Source organism: Nitrosomonas mobilis, from assembly GCF_900103035.1.
Taxonomy (GTDB): Bacteria; Pseudomonadota; Gammaproteobacteria; order Burkholderiales; family Nitrosomonadaceae; genus Nitrosomonas; species Nitrosomonas mobilis.
In genome coordinates, this window is sequence record NZ_FMWO01000057.1 from 35,867 (window position 1) to 52,661 (window position 16,795).

Sequence of the window (16,795 nt, forward strand, 5' to 3'; positions counted from 1 at the left end):
AATTGTTATATAAATCGTCCCGATATTTCCGGAGACTTTTGTAAGCGTTCAGCGCTACCACCTGTTATTCATTCAATTTCTCCTCATGGTTAATTACCATTCCTATTCCCCGAACCACATGCATGGGTCAGACACTGCGCAGCCGCGAAAGTCGTACCAGCAGGATGGCCAGTAATGGAAGTACAAACCCGACTGCGGTCACAACCATGAGCAGCGTGCCAAGCTCACTGTAATCCGCCGGTACGGATAAATTGCCGGTCACGGGATCTTTCACCTCGCGCGTGACCTTGAAAATCTGATTCAAGTATTTTGTTCCCAATTGACTCGCCGAAAGAGCAAGATTGGTGAACGACGCCATGACCGCAAAGAAGGTGGCCTTCAAGTTCTCGGGGGCGGAGTTTGCGATCCAGGCGAGCATCGGGATCATGGCGACCTGACCGAGCGGCGACTCAAGGGCGGTATCGACCAGAGCAATAAATCGCGCGTCCACCAGACCACCGGTGTGAGCTGCGGTCCACTCGTGGAGACCATAGAACATGCCGATGATCGGCAGGCTCAGGCAGGTGCTCACTACGGTGAGAAACACCACAATATAGGCGATGGATCTCTCCGCCATGAAACGCCTGAACATGAACATGCCGAACAGCGTGATGGTGCTTGCGATCAGCGACAGCACCGAGAGAAATTGTTGATCGAAACCCAGTTCGTCGATCATCCACCAGGTCGAGCCCGCACCGGGCGTTGGGATGGCGCGGTACACGAAGATGATGATCGCAGTACCCACCAAAGTGCGACTGGCCTCGGTGTCCAGCGCGCTCACCAGCCGCGACATCAAGAATAAGATGATGGCGAGTGAACCGAAGAATATGATCTCCTGATTGTAGGGTACGCCGCTGAGACCGGTAGAGAGGGTGAATATCGCAAAGATAATGCTGCCCCCGAGAATCCACCAGTTCGGTCGCGTTGGCGCTATATGCCCCTCGATCAGGTCTCTGGCTTCGCTCGCAGCGTAGCCCTGGATTTCGAGCCGCTTCCTGTCGCGTCGTTTCAGATACCCGCCGAGCAGGACACCAAGCACGGACACGACTGGAATCAACAGCGCGAGCTGATAGATCTGGACATATACTTCGGCTTTCATGTCATCGGACATGGCTTCCACGCCGTTGAACAAGGCCACGTTGAGCAGCGCTACGGCGACGCTCCCGCCGATGATCGCGACCCGCCCCAGGGTTTGCATGGTGGTATGCATCAGCCGGCGCCGTTCCGCCTCTACCGGTTGTCCGTTCTCGTCAATACGAGGAACGGCCTCCACGGTCATCGCGTCCGCCACTACGTCCTGAACCACATAGCCCACCGGCGCGAGCAACGTGCTCAGTACGAACCAGGCCTCAACCGGCATGATTGTGCGCATGGCATCGGTGTGCGCGATCAAGCCGATCATGATGAGGAGACTGCTGGCGATCAGCGTGGCGCCGACGTACACGAGTCCCGCCTTGTGCCGCCAGATGAGGTCGACAAGATGGCCGAGCGGCATCTTTAACGCCCAGGGAATGCCAGCCCAGAATCCCAGTGCCGCCAGGAATTCCGCCGACAGCCCCAGATAGTCTTTAACGAAGAATGTCCCGACGATGCCGGTGAGCCCGGAAATGCCCGCCGCCACGTAGACCATGAGCGGTGGCAGATAGGAAACTCGCAGCTCGCGTCCGAGCTGGAGCACGGTGCGGTCGAACCAACGCTGAATGATGCCCAAAAATGAAATCATAAAATCTATGAGATGATCGTGACGTGGCCCATGGACACGAGCCGCATTCTATCAGGAGGAGCCATTGCCGGTCACCTGCATATTTCCTGGAGTGAGCAGCGCAAAAGGATCATGCGAGTCGCGACACTCATCGTCAGCGACCTTATTCAGATAGCGACCGCACAGACCAGACCACACCGGACGTGCAGGCAGGTCGCCCCTTGGCCCTGCTCACGTACACATCTGTACGCTCCGTCCGTCCAAGCGGCTGCGGCCTTCCCTTCGGCAAAGCTCAGGGCAAGCTCTTCGAGCGTCCTCAGGACAGGTTACCACGCTACAATTTATTCTCTGTTAAGCCTCCGGGATTCATAAGCTGATTAAACAGAAAAATCTTTATCATATTCCATGATCATATTATAGCTAAGTGTCGGGCCACTATCTTGGAAAAGGATGGGTGACCAAAGAGTTGGATGGCCACGGTCATCCTATTGTAAAAACTTTTGCTTTGCCCGTCACTGGACCACTTCCCCCCTCTCCTTCAGGAACATTCCTCGTGGATCCGGCACAGGAACCTGTCCCTGCATCAAGTAGGGATTCCTCACTAACGGGCAGGAACGCCCACGCATAGCGGTCGGGATACAAGTCCAGCTTCAACACATCAAATCTATCTGCTTGAAATACTTCACTGTTGTGGTGGTCGGTCAGGCTTCGAGATTGAGCGCGAGCGCCTGGATGGGCAGGCTCGAGCCCGTCCGCTTGTAGAGCCGGGTGCAGGCGTCGGCGAATTTGATGTCGTGGTCATTGAGTCCGGCAGCCGCTTTCTGCGCTAGCTCGTGAAGGATATCGAGTTCTGACCCTGCTTCGATCTTGAGCAGGTCGGGCGAGGCCGAGTTATCGTCGAAGGCGACCACTGCAGCCACTACGAAACCGATAACAGCCGATTCGAGTCTGCGTTGGGCGGCCTCATGGAGGTAAGGCAGAAGCTCGGCTGCCATCATCGAAACCGTGACACCGTGCAGTAACGCAAAGTTGTTCAGGCCGGTGTTTCGCACCTGCGCCGCACATGCCGCCAATGCCAGTCGGTCGAAGGCGGCAGGCAGATCTTCAGCCGGGCGGGTTGATGCAACAAGGTCGAACACACCGGGCTCGTCCATCGCCATTCGTAAACCATAAACGAGTAGTCCATCTGGCCTCTGAGCCGCATCCAAACGGGGAAGCCTGGCGAGCAGGTCGCTCAGTTCAAGAGTACCGCTGAGTGCCTCGGGAGATTTCAGCGCAGTACCTCGTGACCAGTAACCCAGGGCCGCAGTCAATTCCCGTCGGCGAATCTCAGACTCGTGACGACCTAACGCTCGGGTGGCGTGGGCAACTCGGAGGAGTCCGTGACCTGCTTGAGACCCAGCTTTGTAAACTATCTGAGGAAGCTCTTCTTGTAGTTGCGACTGCCAATCGGCCCGACCAATATAGACGTCTTCGGTGAGTTCAAGTTTCTTCGATACTTCGGTCACATAAGGACCAAACGCGTCTGGTAATTCAAGCGACGCCAATGCCTCAAGCGCCATCGGGCCATGGTTGGAAAAGCCACCGTCATACTCCGCGCCAAAGACAATTAGCCGTTCCAGCTCTGAATCGTAGAGTTCGTTAATAGTGTTCCTCATACGGTAATTTATAAAATCTCAAGTAATGTCAGGGTCAGGGTATAGGAAAAATAAACGCACTTTTTCATAAGAACCACATGTACCGGAAAACGGTTTGGTCGTCAACCTGACCGGGAAGTCACCCGGGCCCAGCCGGGCCAACGACGGCTTGCCAGGCGGTAGCGTGGATTTCGGCGATCGCTTTGGCCTCGCACAAAGAGGCAGGGCGCACCGGAAAACCGGTGCGGGCAAGGGGCAAACCTGCTGTGGGCAATAACATGGGAGAAAATTCTAGAGATAAAAAATCGTGTCGCAATCCGTTTTTAGACACGGATTGTCGTCGTTGATTGCAATTCTTGGTCAAGGCGAAAGACTTTTTTGTGTTGCGCGCCAGATTTCTACAGCGGCGACGACCAGCGCCAGCCAAGCCGCGCCTGATGCGTAGCCGGCCAATACATCGCTGATGAAATGCGCCTGCAGATAGACTCGACTGGCACCAACTGCAAGTATTGTGATCAGTGCCAACACTGGCATCGCCACTGCCCAGCGCCGCGCTGCCACGCACCAGACCAGATAGGCGAGCATGCCGTAAATGACCATCGCGCCGGAAGAATGACCGCTGGGGAAACTGTAACCCAAGGCTGTAGAAACGCCGATATCGTTGCTTGGACGAAGGCGCATGAAGATATCTTTCAGCGTCAGATTCAACCAGGCATTGCCGGCCAGCGCACCCAGCCAACCGAGCAAAAAGACAGGTTCCCGGCGCCACAGCAGAAACACTGCAACCGCCGCGCCGATCCCGGCCAATGTTGCTGGATCGCCGAGGTGAGTCACGGCCTGCATGAAATGTGCAAACGGTGCGGACCAGCCCTGCCCGACCAGCGCAGCAGCCCAGCGGTCGATCTGCAGACCATCAGGCGAATTGCGCCAAGCCCACGCCAGCAGCAGCGTCGCCGCGCCTGCGACCATTGTAGTCAGCGCCAATGCCAGTACGGTGCGAATCCCCAATTGCCGCCGTGGCCGACCGTTTGAATCCGCAAACAGCTCCATAGGACTCAATCAGATACGTCAACACACGCCAACACATCGCCTAACTGCAGCATTTGTCGGCCAACAGCGGCAAACTCGCCAATATCGGGCTGAAAGTCCCAGCGCTCAATCTGCCCGTTGTGGCGCTCCGAGGCCGGCACGGCGCCGTCGACAGTGATTGTCTTGATCAGATTGACCGAATTTTCGGTTTTGTGACGAATTCGCGTCGAGAGCGCCGTGCCGGCCTGAACCGCCCACATCGGCCGGGTCAAGCCGCTGTGACTTTCATGCAAAGCCTGCACAAATGGCAGATGGATATGACCGCCCAGTATCAGATCAGCGCCGGCGTCCGCCCACCGATTGATCGCCTGATTGTGGCGATGCAGCAGATTGTGTTTGTCCTGCACCCTGCTGACCGCGACCGGCTGGTGGGTGACGACTATGCGCAATTGCCGTGGCGAAGCCTTGTTCAGGCGCTGCGCGACTTGCTCGATCTGCTGCAGCGACAGCTCGCCGTCGATGTGCCGCCAAGGCCGCGTCGTATTCAGTGCCAGCAACAGCAGATCAGGCAGATCGATCTCGGTTTCCAGTTCGGGGCCGAAACAACGAAGGTAGTTTGCATAAGGCCAGAACAGCCGGGCAAATGGATTGAACAGCGAAATGTCGTGGTTGCCGGGAATGGCAACAAATCGTGGCACGGCAAGGCGGTCGACAAAGCGGCGTGCGGCGCTGAACTGTGCCCGCGTCGCACGCTGCGTGATGTCACCCGACAACACTAACAGGTCTGGACTTTTCTGCCGAGCCAGCCGGATCAGCGCTTCAAGCACTGACGGTCGTTCAGTGCCAAAGTGGGGATCTGAAATCTGCAACAACACCGTCATGATGGCCCGCCTGCAGTGGCCACAGCGTTGGCAACCTCGGTTTTTTTGATCAGCCACAAGGGTTTCTCGAACACCTTGAACTCGAACGGCGGCCTCATCCATGCCAATTCGCCGTCGGTGGCGATTCTGAAGCGCCGCCGGCCAAACCGTCCGGCAGGCGCGACACTCAGCCGCTCGAAGGCCAGGCTGCGCACCGAATCGGCTTCACCGAGCTGACCGATTGCACCTTGCAACGCCAAACTAAACAGGGCCGCCGTTCCGATTGCACGGGGAGCCAGCGCGACCAATCGACCGTGCCCCAGCTCGCCCGCCTCGGCGACGCCGATCTGCTCTAGCTGCAGGCGGTTGTTGCCGACAAATAGCGTAGGCGTTCGCAATTGATGCAGCCCGCCGGCATTTTCAGCGCCTTCGCCTGCGCCAACAGCCGGGCCCGCTGCATTGCTCCAATGGACGTTCAGCAACAACTGGCGATGTTCACCCAGCAGGCTGATGATGGCCGAAAACACCGCCATCAGTCGACTCCGACCAAAGCGGTTCTTAAAGGCTTCACGATCTTCCAGCAAGTCCGGATAAAGACCCAGGCTGGCATTGACGAGGAAGATCTTGTTGTTGACGCAGCCAACCTGGACTGCGGTCGGTGTCCCGCTGAGCAGCAGTTCAAGAGCCGCGTCGGTATCCTCCGGGATGGCATGGCTGCGCCCAAAATAATTGAACGTGCCCTGTGGCAATACACCGAAAGCACAGCCGCTGCCGATTGCCTCTTGGGCGACTGCGTTAATTGTTCCATCGCCTCCTGCCGCAACAACGACACCGTTGACCGACACCGCTGCCTGCACCGCCTCTTTGGCAACTGCCGTGATCGGTCGCCGCCGGTCGAACAAAAACAACTGGTAGCAGCGGCTGGCGCTGTCCATTGCCTTGACGATCGAATCCTGACGCGCCTGCTCACCCTGTCGACCGGAGCCGGCATTCAGAACAATGAATACCGGCCCGTGCGCCGGCGGCATCTTCATTTGCACGGCAAGGCGTCGTGGAGCGCAACCAGCTCCAGGGTCAGCTTGTGGCACGGATCAAGCTTGCTCTGCATTTCTTCGAAGCCAGGCAAAGACGGCATCAGGTGCAAACCCTCGAACCGGGTTTCGTAAATGAATTCGGCGGTCGGTTTGGGTCGGGCCAGAAACTTCAAGGTCTGCTCAAACAATTCGGTCACATTGGCCAGCGGCTCATCAGCAGCTTCGCCCAGCAGATAACGGGTCGAGTTGTCTTGTGGATCAAGGTCGACAACCAGGATTTTCAGGCCCTGCCAGACGCTGACGGCAGCCAGGTTGCAGGTCAACGTGGACTTTCCCACTCCACTTTTTTGATTGAAGATGACATGACGCATATGGAATTCCAGGTTCTTTTACTCGAGACTGTCGCGCCAGACACCTGCCTGATGCGCAGCTCGAATCTGATCTTGGTACGAGATTGTACATTGCAGCATACCAAATGGCGCTGTTCAGGTCTGCGTAGACCTGCAACTACTCGTTCACCGCACGCAGACGATCAGAAATCTGGCTGGGCATATCAGGACTCCACGGCGGTCATAAACCCGCCAGACGGCGATATGAAAGCCTGCCTGAACTCGCTGAATGGGCTGCACACAGAGCACCTTGATTTTACGCCCGGCCACGGTCGCCACTCACACATTGCGATTGATCATCTGGTGACTCACCGCCTCTCATGAGAGCGTAGAATCATCAAAGCCATGGAAGTCGCTGGCCCTGCCAGCAGCGGTGAAATTACTAAAGCGACTTACGATGGTGCGCCTCCCGCTATACATCCACTAGCACAGAGCCCATTACTTGCTCACTTGTTCAAGCTGGAGCAAGAACATGTGGTCGCGCAGACTGAAGTTCAATGGCGGTTACTATAAAAACTAGAGCTGATGGAAACACCATCATCAGCTCCGGAATAATGGCAGGACTTACTTTTTTGCGATGATCCAAACGGCATGAACAATACCAGGGATATAACCGAGCAGCGTAAGCACAATATTGATTCAAAAATGCTTGCCAATACCAGCCTGCAAAAATACGCCCAGCGGTGGCAGCAAAATTGCAATGAGAATGCGCAGTAAATCCATAAGGTTTACGTCCCTTGTAAAGTAAAGTGATCATCAGGGTGCAGGAGGGGTATAGGCAAAATAAACGCCCTTTTTCATAAGAACCCAATGTACCGAGAAACGGTTTGGTCGTCAACCTGACCGGGAAGTCACCCGAAATTCTTAAATTTATTTTTGATTCGCAGCAAAAAGTGTTGAAGAGAACTGATAGGAGCGAGCACGCCATGGAAACGAATAGGTCAAGCCTTGGCCTGGGAACTAACGTGGCCAGTCGCTGCATGAATTCCAGCGGCGGCATGACGATATGCGTGGTGCCATCCCGATAAGGCGTTTTTGGTGTCAACACCACCTGCCCAGCATCATTTAGCGCCAGACGCTCATTGACAACTGGTGGTCGCGTGATGTAACAACACAGGTGTTCCAGTTCCTTGCGCTGATTCATGGCGCAACGCATGCAGGCTAAGGCTGTGGGTGTTGGCACAGTGCCCCCTGGCCTGACTGTTCCAGATGTTGTGTGGGCGCAGCTTGTACAACGCAGGCGTGAGAACCCAAGGGCCGGAATGCCACATTCAAGCAATGCCTCAAATTCATATTTAACAAAATCAGGCGGCCCTGAACCGGCTTCCGTCTCAACCTGTGCAAAGAAAGTTCCGACGTATTCTTTCACCAAAAAGGTATTATCAAAAATTAAGCGTGCCAGGCATCGATAGTTATTCCTCTGTGGCGGGCAAGATGGGCAGCTAGGAATAGGTGCTTTATTCGCCGCACTGCACTAATCGCGAGTCCACGTTTTTGCCTGTATTCAGAGCTGCCCTGGTAGCAAGCAAGTGCTCAGTGCTAAATTGAGCCTGATGATGCATTTATTTAAGTAGCAGGCGATAATCGCCTGGCGGTACTGAAAAATGAATGCGTGCAAGCTTATTGAAACGGTTTACATACGGGAATTTTAAAACCAACCGCCAGCGTATCGCCAATTTCCCGGCCATCAGTAATGACCTGGGCGAATTGTTGCAAGTGTCAGGGATTGCGCAAACGGTAAACTTTGAGCATATCAAACAACATGACTACGGCAGCTACATCACTATCAACCCGATGCAGGAGGTGCCGCTGGGGCCGGATCAGGATTTTACGTTGCCGCATAACCGGGGCCGGTTAGAATGAGCGTATATCGAGTCCCCAATTTTGGAGGTTCTACATGAATAGGGTATTAACGCAGGTGTATCGGGCGCGGCCATCGCGCGATGGCGATGGGGTCAAGATCAATCGCATTGCCGGCGCGCAAATGAACCGGGTACTGGATCCATTTTTGATGATCGACGAGATCCACGCGGATTTGGCGGCTGATTACTTGGGAGGCTTTCCGGAGCACCCACACCGTGGTTTTGAAACCATAACGTATATGAAAGCCGGTCGCATGCGCCATCGCGACCACATGGGCAACGAAGGGGTGATCGGCCCCGGTGATGTGCAGTGGATGACGGCGGGGCGAGGTGTTTTGCACTCGGAGATGCCCGAGCAAAAGGAGGGCCTGATGCACGGTTTTCAGCTGTGGTTGAATCTGCCCGCGGCGGAAAAAATGAAACCGGCGGCTTATCGCGATATTCCCAGTACCGAGATTGCCAGCTATAAGGATGCGCATGGCAGTGAGCTGCGGGTAATCGCCGGTGAGATTGGCATCGACGGCACCCGCATCAGTGGCGGTTTACCTGCCATGGCCACCCGGCCATTACTGGCGGATTTGTCGGTGGCGCCCGGTGCGGACATAGTTCTGGAAATCGCTGAATACGAGCAGGTATTGGTGTTTGTTTATGCCGGTGTCAACAGCGAGATCGATACCAGTGGGCTCGGCGTTTACGGCAAAGGTGATCAGTTGACACTGCGCGCGGGAGCGCAGGGATTTGAAGCGCTGGTGTTATCGGGCAAGGCCTTGCGTGAACCGATTGCCCAGCATGGTCCTTTTGTGATGAACCAGCCCGAGGAAATTGAGCAGGCCATTCGCGATTTTCAACAGGGGAAACTGGTGGCGCCTGCGTCCGGTTAGTCGGCCACACGCCTTGAGCATGGAACAGCAGGTATTTGAACAGGCTCCCTTCGATTAACGTGGCGTGGCGGGTTTTGTACCGGTATCGTGGTGGCGCGGATGTCGGGTGGTGGCTGGAATCTGCAGCGCCCACCCGGCTTCGAGGCTGTGGCCTTGTCGCTGTTGAGAGTCGTGCTGTTTCAAACGGGCCCACGATCCAGCTGTGACAACGCTTTGTTCACAGCAAAGATCTTTCCATTTACATGGGCAATTCCAAAGCCTTTGAGCCGCGCCGTGTGCATTGCCAGATAGGCTTCGGCACTGGCGATGTCCTCGAAAAGATAGATGCCACCGGCTTCGCCAGCCGCCTCGTTTTCCGTCCATATCTTCCAGAGTAACCCCGGCTGTTCGGCAATCGAGCGTGCGAGATCCTCCATGACGTCGGTCATGGCTTGTCCCCAGGGGCCTGAATAGGGAAAATCAACTTGTAATAGGTAGCTCATAAGGCAATTCCGTATCTATTCAAAAATAACGGGTAACATGGCAGTGACTTAATGATGGAGTGCCTGTCCTGATGACTTGCTCTGAACGAGTGTGTCTTTGAGCTGCTATGGTAGCACTCCTGGGGTGTTTATATGATGCTGCTGGAGTAGCATTCAATTAACGCAGGTAAGAGAAGTAGCAGTATGAGTGATCAACAAAAAGTGGCTTTTTCTGTATTGGATTTAGCCTCGCGTAGAGACACAGACCAGGGCCCTGCGCCAGCACTACAGCGCTCGCTGGCCTTAATTCAACATGTTGAACGTTTGGGGTTCACCCGCTTTTGGGTGGCAGAGCACCATAATATGGATGCTATTGTCAGCTCGGCAACGGCGGTGTTGATTGCTTATCTCGCGGCAGGTACGCAACGTATTCGAGTAGGCGCCGGAGGGGTGATGCTGCCCAATCATGCCCCTTTAGTCATTGCTGAGCAGTTTGGCACCCTGGAGGCTATGTATCCCGGGCGAATTGATTTGGGTCTTGGCCGAGCACCGGGTACTGATCCGATAACCGCGCGGGCTTTACGCAAGCATCGCAGTGGTAGCTCCGATGACTTTCCTGAAGATGTAGCTGAACTACAAAAGTATTTAGGGCCACGCGGCGCTGGACAGCAAGTCATTGCGATGCCAGGTGTGGACAGTAACGTGCCAATCTGGTTGTTAGGGTCCAGTCTGTTCAGTGCACAATTAGCCGCAGAAAAAGGGTTGCCTTACGCCTTCGCTTCGCATTTTGCCCCGCGCATGATGATACCGGCCATCGAGCAGTATCGCCGTCACTTTAAACCATCAGCGGTGCTGGATAAGCCCTATGTGATGCTTGGAGTCCCTTTGGTCGCAGCCGATACCGATGCGCAGGCAGAATTTTTAGCGACCACTACCTTCCAGCGTATCCTGGCCTTGATTCGTGGCCAAAACATGCTGATGCGCCCACCCGTTGAGAGTATGCAAGGCCTCTGGCAGCCGCATGAAGAGCAGGCGGTGAATGAATTTTTAAGTATGGGCATGATAGGTAGCGCCGCAACGATTGAGCAGAAAATACAGATATTGTTGCAGCATACCCAGGCGGACGAATTAATTTTTACCTGCGATTTGTATGAGCACAAAGATCGTTTGCGTTCATTTGATATCCTTGCCGGCTTGCAAGCGTAGATTAATGATCCCTGGTATAAATTGGAGCGCTTTTAATGGATAGAAAGCAGGCGGCCCAAGTGCGCGATAAAGCGATGCGCACTACGAGCATGGTCGGTGCTATTGTTAATTTGGGCTTAACCATCATCAAAGTGGTGTTTGGCATTATCGGGCAGTCGCACGCCTTGATCGCCGACGGTGTGCATTCCCTGGCGGACTTAATCACTGACCTGATGGTGTGGTTTGCGGCCAAGTACAGCAACCGGCCCGCTGACAAGGAGCACCCTTACGGGCATGCCCGGATTGAAACCGCCTTCACCGTTGGGCTCGGTGTGGTGTTAATCGCTACGGCGGTTGGAATCGTGCTTGATTCAGCGCAACGCCTGCTCAACCCGGAAACCCTGATGCATCCCACGCCCATTGTATTATTGATTGCCGCATTGTCGATTCTGGCCAACGAGGGACTCTTTCACTACACCTTACGGATCGCACGCCAGTGTAATTCAAGCCTGTTAACAGCCAATGCGTGGCATCACCGCTCCGATGCAATCTCCTCGATTGTGGTGCTCGTCGGTGTGACAGGCAGCTTGATGGGCTTCCCTTACCTGGATGCCTTTGCTGCCCTGGGGGTGGCAATATTGATTGCCAAAATTGGCTGGGAGCAAGCCTGGAGCTCGATTCAAGAGCTGGTGGATACCGGTATGGAGCCGAAAACGGCCGCCGCACTCGAGCGCATCATCAAGACGATTGACTGTGTGCGAGGTGTGCACATGCTGCGCAGCCGGCGTATGGGTGGTGCTTATTTGATTGATGTGCATATTGTAGTGAACGATCGATTAAGTGTTTCGGAAGGTCACAAGATTGCCGAGTATGTCCGCTTAAAACTGATCGATTCGCATGAGAATATTACTAACGCCCTAGTGCATATTGACCCTGAGGATGACTCCGTGGCGGTTTCGTGCGCCGACTTGCCGTTGCGACGGGAAGTGTTGAGGGACTTGCGCAACGTATGGGCTCAAGATATTGATTTATTCGAGTTGAGCGAGGCAACTTTGCACTATTTGGACGGCAAAGTGCATGTGGATCTGGTGCGTGTTGCCGATACTGACAATGCCAGGGTTGAGCAATTAAGCCAGCGCTTGCAGGAGCAGGTCAGGACGCTTAACTACATTGGTGATGTGAGGGTATACAGGCAGTGTTAGGCGATCATTTTTTTCAGCGGATTATAAATAAAGCATTATCAAACCGCTTATTGCGCTTGAACTGGGTGAATAAATAGCAGCTAACGTTTTGTTAACTGCTAGCCGTGTTTGTCGTTGCCTGCGCTCGAACCACTTGATCAGTTCTTCCTTACGTATAGCTTCGATGACCGTCGGGCGTTCGACAACTCGGCCCATATAATCAGTGAGCGCCGGCCATTTGCTGATATTGACCTGGAGAAAACCGGTCCAGCCCAGCAGCGTAAACAGATACGCATCTGCAATAGTGAAGCGGTCGGCGAGCAAATAGTGTTTGCCAGCAAGTCGCGTGGCGAAAATCTCACAGCGCTTGCCAAAGGTGGCAAGCTGGGCATTCTTCCAGCCCGGTGAAATGGCCGGATTAAACAGTATCTCCAGTGTTTTGCGGATCTCGGTTGCGATGAAATTTAGCCATCCCATCAAGTGATAACGTTCCATAGCGCCGGACGGTTACGGTTTATTAATACCAACCGAATTAAGTGCCCATCGTGAAGCTGTGCGAGGGGGAGAGGCCGTGCGTACAAAGCTCGGCGAGTTGCTTGTCGTTTCTGCCTCCCAGGCACGTAAGGTGCAACAGGACATTCTGGGTTACATTGTGACGTTTTATAATGGTCGAAAGCGGCATTCTATGCTGGGTTATACCGACTCGAACGATTACGAGTCAGTCGTTGCCGAATTGAGCAGGCTTCGTTTTTTAAATTGAAGCAACATGCCCGCTACGGGTAGAGCGAACAATACCAACGGTGAAGGCTCTGGTAGATGGACTCCTTGGAAGTTAAAACGATACGCGATCTGATCCGGTGGGTTACTGCTGATATCGCCTAGCACACTGAACCTACTGATAGTAGCAGTGACGTCAAACTCATCATAGTGGCCGCCATGGCTAAGTCGACCGGTCATGGAAAAATCGACGTTGTTTTGGTCCTTGTGGTCCTCGCCCATAACGAATAGGTCGCCATCGAAAAGACCGCCGCCGTCGCTACCATCGACACTGTGTAGTTTTATCTGATGTTTTGCGCCAAATACGATGGTCAGCTCGTCACCCCCACTAAAACCTGGCGTCTCAATGATTATGAAATCGACGCCCCAAGGCAACCCAAGTGACGAAGTGCTGACCTCCAGCGGTCGACTGGCTGATGTTATTGAATTGCCTTCTGCACTGTAGAAAAAGTATCCCGGTGTGTTGATTTGGCTTGATAGTATTGGTACTGCCTGTGCGTTAAAAACAAACAGGTAGTTAAGCAGAAAACTAACAAGTGATCGAAGATAAAGTCGGTTCATCACACGGACTCTCCGATTTCGTAAAGGGGGTATAGGAAAAATAAACGCTCTTCTTCATAGGAACCAAATGTACCGGGAAACGGTTTGGTCGTCAACCTGACCGGGAAGTCACCCGAAATCCTTAAATTTGTTTTTGATCAGCAGCAAAAAATGTTGATTTGAAGCTCTTTGTCGTTATTTGCGTGAAAGACGTCCAAGGACAAAGGACAGCCCAGTGATGAAGAAAACTGATAGGAGCAAACACGCCATGGAAAGGAATGAGGTTGAGCCTTGGCTTGGGAACTAACGCGGCCAGTCGCTGCATGAACTCCAGCGGCGACATGACGATATTCGTGGTGCATCCCGATAAGGATTTTTTAGTGTCAACACCAACTGTCCAGCATCATTTAGCGCCAGACGCTCATTGGCAAATTGCCGGTCACGTGATGTAACGACACAGGTGCTCCCGTTCCTTGCGCTGATTCATGGTGCAACGCTCGTTGCACTCCACCACGATCCATGTGCGTCATGGCGCTGGCTGCGCCTGCGAGGCCTTTTGGGCGACTGGGAAACAACAGCACCGGGTTGTGGTGTTCTTTCCAGAACTCGCGCAACACTTCCGGCGTGTGGGTGGGCAGCGGCACCAGCCGATCCCGGTTGCCGTTGGCATCGCGAACATGTACCCGCAACCGCTTGTGCATCGAGATCGCCCACCTGCGGCTGCAATCCTTCCCCAAGGCGCAAGCCCATGCTGTACGGAGTAAAAAAGAACACCCGATTCTATGTCCAGCCGGATGCAGGGCAGACTGAAGCAATCGGTGTGCATGGCGAGGAGCTGAAAATAAAACTGGCGGCTCCCCCGGTGGATGGCAAAGCTAATCGCGCTTTAGCAGAATTTTCGGCAAAACGCTTCAATGTCCCCCTGAAGCGCGTCACCCTGAAACGGGGTGCGCAATCCCGGCATAAAGTCGTCGAGATCTACCAGTCGGTTAATGACCCCGAAGTATTGTTCAACGAAATAAGAGCCGAATAATCTGCAGTTGTACCCAATGTTTGTTTTGTCGGGCGTAACATAGTGTTTTCAAGTGAGGCCGGCCTGAATTTCGAGCTTGCAGAGTTTATTTCTTCAGGATATGAAAGAGGAGGTTTTATGTCAGACAAAAATATACAGGATCGTGCCGCCGGAGCCATTATGGGTGCGTTCATCGGGGATGCATTGGGGCTGGGGCCGCATTGGTACTATGATCTCTCCGAGCTGCGACGTGATTATGGTGACTGGATTGCCGACTATGCTGACCCCAAACCAAATCGCTACCATGCCGGATTAAAAGCGGGACAGCTATCGCAGGCGGGTTTCATCCTGAAGCTAATGGTTCAGTCGTTGGTCGAGCGGGGTGGTTACGAGGCAGAGGACTTCTGCCGTCGTATGGATGAAACATTTTTTCCATTGCTTGACGGTACACCCGTCAATGGCCCGGGTGGTTACACCAGCCAGTCAATCCGTGAAGCCTGGCGGCGACGCGTACAGCAGAAGCTGCATTGGGGGCAGACCGGCGGTCATGCCGATACCACCGAGGCAGCAGAACGTACGCTGGCCATTGCTGTTCGTTATGCGTTCCGGCCAGACAAACTCGCAGCAGCCATCGCAGACAATACGACACTGACCCAGTCTGATGAGATGGTGGCAGCGATGACTGTAGCTTACGGTGCTGTGTTGGGACTGTTGATTCAGGGGCATGCGCTGGATACCAGCTTATCTGGAAAGCTCATGAATCTCGTGAAGAGTGGTGCGTTGCCATTTCACGCCGTGACGGGTAACAATCTGCAACCGCCACGCCCTGGTGATCCAGATCCACCACGTGCCGGGCGTTTTGCTTCTCCAGATGCATTGCTTACTCCTTCTTATATGGCTGCGGCGGCAGTGGATCCTGATATTCGGATTGAGCCAGCCTGGAAGGTATCCATTGTGTACGGCATGCCGTGCGCAATTTATCACTTACTACCTGCTGCTTATTATCTGGCTGCCCGGTTTCATGATGATTTTGAATCGGCTGTTTTACATGCAATTAATGGTGGTGGGCAAAATTTGTCGCGAGCCATGTTGACCGGGGCACTCGTAGGCGCGCAGACCGGCTTGTCCGGTATCCCGCAACGTTTTCTGGATGGACTCGACGATTCAGCAACACTTGGTAAATTAGCAATGGAACTTGCAGCCATGGCGGATTCAACCTGAGACTGGCGTTCTTGATTCCGTATCTGATAAACCAGTATTCCTGATTGTGATTGTATCTGCTCAAAGGAGAAAAACATGGAATTCGGTATAGTGGGTTTAGGGCGAATGGGTGGCAACATGGCACGCCGTCTCGCCCAGAAAAATAAAAAAATCGCAATAATGAATCGCAGCTTTAATGTAACCGAAGCATTGGCCAGAGACACGGGACACATGGCGTGCAAAAGCTATGCTGACCTGGTTGCTTCACTTGAAAAACCCCGCATCATCTGGCTGATGCTGCCTGCGGGTGAAGTAACTGAAACAGCACTTTCTACATTATTGCCGTTATTGTCGCCGGGTGATCTGATCGTGGATGGTGCCAATGCGCATTATCAGGACGATGCGCTTCGTGCGGCACGCTGCGCAGAACAGAGTGTCGAATTTGCCGATGCCGGAGTTTCCGGGGGGGTATGGGGGCTGGAAAACGGCTATTGCATCATGTTTGGTGGATCAAATGCTGCCGCGGCACGCCTGAAACCCTATATGGAAGCATTGGCGCCAACCCCGATGACCGGCTGGCTACATACCGGGCCGGTTGGATCGGGGCATTACGTGAAGATGGTACATAACGGAATCGAATACGGCATGATGCAGTCCTTGGCCGAAGGGTTTGCTCTGATGAAAGATAAACCTGGATTTGATCTTGACCTTGCTGCAATCGCCGAATTGTGGCGACATGGCAGTGTGGTGCGTTCATGGCTACTTGATTTGTCTGCGGACTTCCTGGTGGAAGACCAGGCTCTTGATGATATTGCTCCTTTCGTGGCGGATTCCGGTGAAGGGCGTTGGACGGCACTTGCTTCCCTGGAGCAAGGAATTCCTGTGCCCGTGATCACGCTTGCACTGATGATGCGTTTTGCCTCACAGGGAAAAAATGATTATGCCGCTAAAATGCTAGCGAAAATGCGTCATGGCTTTGGTGGTCATGCTGTTAAAAAGGATTAAA

Annotated in this window: 20 protein-coding genes and 1 pseudogene; 9 read left to right on the plus strand and 12 right to left on the minus strand. The window is 53.9% G+C overall.

The window, feature by feature from the left end; genetic code table 11:
* Window positions 1-127 precede the first annotated feature (127 nt).
* The 6 genes from NSMM_RS09775 to NSMM_RS09800 all read right to left on the minus strand — a co-directional run bounded on the left by NSMM_RS09775 (window position 128) and on the right by NSMM_RS09800 (window position 6,672).
* On the minus strand, window positions 128-1,762 hold the full coding sequence (locus NSMM_RS09775; protein WP_090287009.1) for an MFS transporter: 1,635 nt from the start codon (window positions 1,760-1,762) through the stop codon (window positions 128-130).
* A gap of 680 nt (window positions 1,763-2,442) precedes the next feature.
* Window positions 2,443-3,399: a hypothetical protein gene (locus tag NSMM_RS09780; RefSeq protein ID WP_090287011.1), complete on the minus strand. Its 957-nt coding sequence runs from the start codon at window positions 3,397-3,399 to the stop codon at window positions 2,443-2,445.
* 339 nt (window positions 3,400-3,738) lie between these two features.
* The gene (locus NSMM_RS09785) at window positions 3,739-4,428 is read right to left on the minus strand and encodes a phosphatase PAP2 family protein (protein WP_090287013.1); all 690 of its coding nucleotides are present in this window, start codon (window positions 4,426-4,428) and stop codon (window positions 3,739-3,741) included.
* 5 nt (window positions 4,429-4,433) lie between these two features.
* Complete coding sequence (locus NSMM_RS09790; RefSeq protein ID WP_090287016.1) at window positions 4,434-5,288, minus strand: metallophosphoesterase family protein; 855 nt, start codon at window positions 5,286-5,288, stop codon at window positions 4,434-4,436.
* Window positions 5,285-6,301, minus strand: a complete 1,017-nt coding sequence (locus tag NSMM_RS09795; RefSeq protein WP_090287017.1) for a diacylglycerol/lipid kinase family protein — start codon at window positions 6,299-6,301, stop codon at window positions 5,285-5,287. The genes NSMM_RS09790 and NSMM_RS09795 overlap by 4 nt, the downstream gene beginning before the upstream one ends.
* Window positions 6,298-6,672 (minus strand): ParA family protein, encoded by a 375-nt coding sequence (locus NSMM_RS09800; protein WP_090287019.1) that lies wholly within the window; start codon window positions 6,670-6,672, stop codon window positions 6,298-6,300. Before NSMM_RS09800 ends, NSMM_RS09795 begins: the two co-directional genes overlap by 4 nt.
* On the opposite strand from NSMM_RS09800, the gene NSMM_RS09805 reads away from it, so the two are divergent.
* Entirely contained in the window at window positions 6,664-7,014 is a 351-nt protein-coding gene (locus NSMM_RS09805) for a hypothetical protein (protein ID WP_090287021.1), read from the plus strand. The genes NSMM_RS09800 and NSMM_RS09805 overlap by 9 nt on opposite strands.
* A 21-nt stretch (window positions 7,015-7,035) precedes the next feature.
* Entirely contained in the window at window positions 7,036-7,203 is a 168-nt protein-coding gene (locus tag NSMM_RS17115; protein ID WP_176753930.1) for a hypothetical protein, read from the plus strand.
* On the opposite strand, the gene NSMM_RS17120 is transcribed toward NSMM_RS17115, so the two are convergent.
* The gene (locus NSMM_RS17120; protein WP_425412372.1) at window positions 7,145-7,846 is read right to left on the minus strand and encodes a transposase; all 702 of its coding nucleotides are present in this window, start codon (window positions 7,844-7,846) and stop codon (window positions 7,145-7,147) included. The two genes, NSMM_RS17115 and NSMM_RS17120, sit on opposite strands and share 59 nt — an antisense overlap.
* A gap of 452 nt (window positions 7,847-8,298) precedes the next feature.
* Between NSMM_RS17120 and NSMM_RS09825 the strand changes: the two genes are divergently transcribed.
* Together NSMM_RS09825 and NSMM_RS09830 are read left to right on the plus strand one after the other, a co-directional pair.
* Window positions 8,299-8,553: a glutathione S-transferase family protein gene (locus NSMM_RS09825; protein WP_176753931.1), complete on the plus strand. Its 255-nt coding sequence runs from the start codon at window positions 8,299-8,301 to the stop codon at window positions 8,551-8,553.
* Between the two features lie 34 nt (window positions 8,554-8,587).
* Window positions 8,588-9,433, plus strand: coding sequence for a pirin family protein (locus NSMM_RS09830; RefSeq protein WP_090287026.1), 846 nt, complete (start codon window positions 8,588-8,590; stop codon window positions 9,431-9,433).
* A 179-nt stretch (window positions 9,434-9,612) separates the two neighbouring features.
* Here NSMM_RS09830 and NSMM_RS09835 read toward each other — a convergent pair whose 3' ends face one another.
* Window positions 9,613-9,915: a monooxygenase gene (locus NSMM_RS09835; RefSeq protein ID WP_090287028.1), complete on the minus strand. Its 303-nt coding sequence runs from the start codon at window positions 9,913-9,915 to the stop codon at window positions 9,613-9,615.
* A 183-nt stretch (window positions 9,916-10,098) separates the two neighbouring features.
* Between NSMM_RS09835 and NSMM_RS09840 the strand changes: the two genes are divergently transcribed.
* Entirely contained in the window at window positions 10,099-11,100 is a 1,002-nt protein-coding gene (locus NSMM_RS09840) for an LLM class flavin-dependent oxidoreductase (RefSeq protein ID WP_090287030.1), read from the plus strand.
* 35 nt (window positions 11,101-11,135) lie between these two features.
* Window positions 11,136-12,281 (plus strand): cation diffusion facilitator family transporter, encoded by a 1,146-nt coding sequence (locus tag NSMM_RS09845; protein WP_090287032.1) that lies wholly within the window; start codon window positions 11,136-11,138, stop codon window positions 12,279-12,281.
* A 21-nt stretch (window positions 12,282-12,302) separates the two neighbouring features.
* Here NSMM_RS09845 and NSMM_RS09850 read toward each other — a convergent pair whose 3' ends face one another.
* The 4 genes and pseudogenes from NSMM_RS09850 to NSMM_RS09865 all read right to left on the minus strand — a co-directional run bounded on the left by NSMM_RS09850 (window position 12,303) and on the right by NSMM_RS09865 (window position 14,266).
* Window positions 12,303-12,755 carry a glutathione binding-like protein gene (locus NSMM_RS09850; protein ID WP_090287033.1) on the minus strand — a complete coding sequence of 151 codons (453 nt, stop codon included), beginning with the start codon at window positions 12,753-12,755 and terminating at the stop codon, window positions 12,303-12,305.
* Window positions 12,756-12,971: 216 nt separating this feature from the next.
* On the minus strand, window positions 12,972-13,598 hold the full coding sequence (locus NSMM_RS09855) for a hypothetical protein (protein ID WP_090287034.1): 627 nt from the start codon (window positions 13,596-13,598) through the stop codon (window positions 12,972-12,974).
* Between the two features lie 121 nt (window positions 13,599-13,719).
* A pseudogene (locus NSMM_RS09860) lies at window positions 13,720-13,944 on the minus strand (transposase); the annotation flags it as partial.
* Window positions 13,945-13,984: 40 nt separating this feature from the next.
* A complete protein-coding gene (locus NSMM_RS09865; RefSeq protein ID WP_143001918.1) occupies window positions 13,985-14,266 on the minus strand; it encodes a site-specific integrase in 282 nt (93 codons plus the stop codon).
* Window positions 14,267-14,325: 59 nt separating this feature from the next.
* On the opposite strand from NSMM_RS09865, the gene NSMM_RS09870 reads away from it, so the two are divergent.
* From NSMM_RS09870 to gnd, 3 genes are all read left to right on the plus strand, one after another.
* Window positions 14,326-14,610, plus strand: a complete 285-nt coding sequence (locus NSMM_RS09870) for a DUF167 domain-containing protein (RefSeq protein WP_090287040.1) — start codon at window positions 14,326-14,328, stop codon at window positions 14,608-14,610.
* Between the two features lie 117 nt (window positions 14,611-14,727).
* Complete coding sequence (locus NSMM_RS09875; RefSeq protein ID WP_090287042.1) at window positions 14,728-15,810, plus strand: ADP-ribosylglycohydrolase family protein; 1,083 nt, start codon at window positions 14,728-14,730, stop codon at window positions 15,808-15,810.
* Between the two features lie 75 nt (window positions 15,811-15,885).
* Window positions 15,886-16,794, plus strand: coding sequence for a phosphogluconate dehydrogenase (NAD(+)-dependent, decarboxylating) (gene gnd / locus NSMM_RS09880; protein WP_090287044.1), 909 nt, complete (start codon window positions 15,886-15,888; stop codon window positions 16,792-16,794).
* The last annotated feature ends 1 nt before the right edge of the window (window position 16,795 follow it).

Excerpts from the sequence above, each read along its gene's own strand:
- gnd (WP_090287044.1), top strand. The coding sequence starts at position 15,886 with ATGGAATTCGGTATAGTGGGTTTAGGGCGAATGGGTGGCAACATGGCA.
- NSMM_RS09850 (WP_090287033.1), bottom strand. The coding sequence starts at position 12,755 with ATGGAACGTTATCACTTGATGGGATGGCTAAATTTCATCGCAACCGAG.
- NSMM_RS17115 (WP_176753930.1), top strand. The coding sequence starts at position 7,036 with ATGGAAGTCGCTGGCCCTGCCAGCAGCGGTGAAATTACTAAAGCGACT.
- NSMM_RS09825 (WP_176753931.1), top strand. The coding sequence starts at position 8,299 with ATGCGTGCAAGCTTATTGAAACGGTTTACATACGGGAATTTTAAAACC.
- NSMM_RS09775 (WP_090287009.1), bottom strand. The coding sequence starts at position 1,762 with ATGATTTCATTTTTGGGCATCATTCAGCGTTGGTTCGACCGCACCGTG.
- NSMM_RS17120 (WP_425412372.1), bottom strand. The coding sequence starts at position 7,846 with ATGCGTTGCGCCATGAATCAGCGCAAGGAACTGGAACACCTGTGTTGT.
- NSMM_RS09830 (WP_090287026.1), top strand. The coding sequence starts at position 8,588 with ATGAATAGGGTATTAACGCAGGTGTATCGGGCGCGGCCATCGCGCGAT.
- NSMM_RS09845 (WP_090287032.1), top strand. The coding sequence starts at position 11,136 with ATGGATAGAAAGCAGGCGGCCCAAGTGCGCGATAAAGCGATGCGCACT.
- NSMM_RS09785 (WP_090287013.1), bottom strand. The coding sequence starts at position 4,428 with ATGGAGCTGTTTGCGGATTCAAACGGTCGGCCACGGCGGCAATTGGGG.
- NSMM_RS09790 (WP_090287016.1), bottom strand. The coding sequence starts at position 5,288 with ATGACGGTGTTGTTGCAGATTTCAGATCCCCACTTTGGCACTGAACGA.
- NSMM_RS09855 (WP_090287034.1), bottom strand. The coding sequence starts at position 13,598 with ATGAACCGACTTTATCTTCGATCACTTGTTAGTTTTCTGCTTAACTAC.
- NSMM_RS09780 (WP_090287011.1), bottom strand. The coding sequence starts at position 3,399 with ATGAGGAACACTATTAACGAACTCTACGATTCAGAGCTGGAACGGCTA.
- NSMM_RS09875 (WP_090287042.1), top strand. The coding sequence starts at position 14,728 with ATGTCAGACAAAAATATACAGGATCGTGCCGCCGGAGCCATTATGGGT.
- NSMM_RS09840 (WP_090287030.1), top strand. The coding sequence starts at position 10,099 with ATGAGTGATCAACAAAAAGTGGCTTTTTCTGTATTGGATTTAGCCTCG.
- NSMM_RS09795 (WP_090287017.1), bottom strand. The coding sequence starts at position 6,301 with ATGAAGATGCCGCCGGCGCACGGGCCGGTATTCATTGTTCTGAATGCC.
- NSMM_RS09835 (WP_090287028.1), bottom strand. The coding sequence starts at position 9,915 with ATGAGCTACCTATTACAAGTTGATTTTCCCTATTCAGGCCCCTGGGGA.
- NSMM_RS09800 (WP_090287019.1), bottom strand. The coding sequence starts at position 6,672 with ATGCGTCATGTCATCTTCAATCAAAAAAGTGGAGTGGGAAAGTCCACG.
- NSMM_RS09870 (WP_090287040.1), top strand. The coding sequence starts at position 14,326 with ATGCTGTACGGAGTAAAAAAGAACACCCGATTCTATGTCCAGCCGGAT.
- NSMM_RS09805 (WP_090287021.1), top strand. The coding sequence starts at position 6,664 with ATGACGCATATGGAATTCCAGGTTCTTTTACTCGAGACTGTCGCGCCA.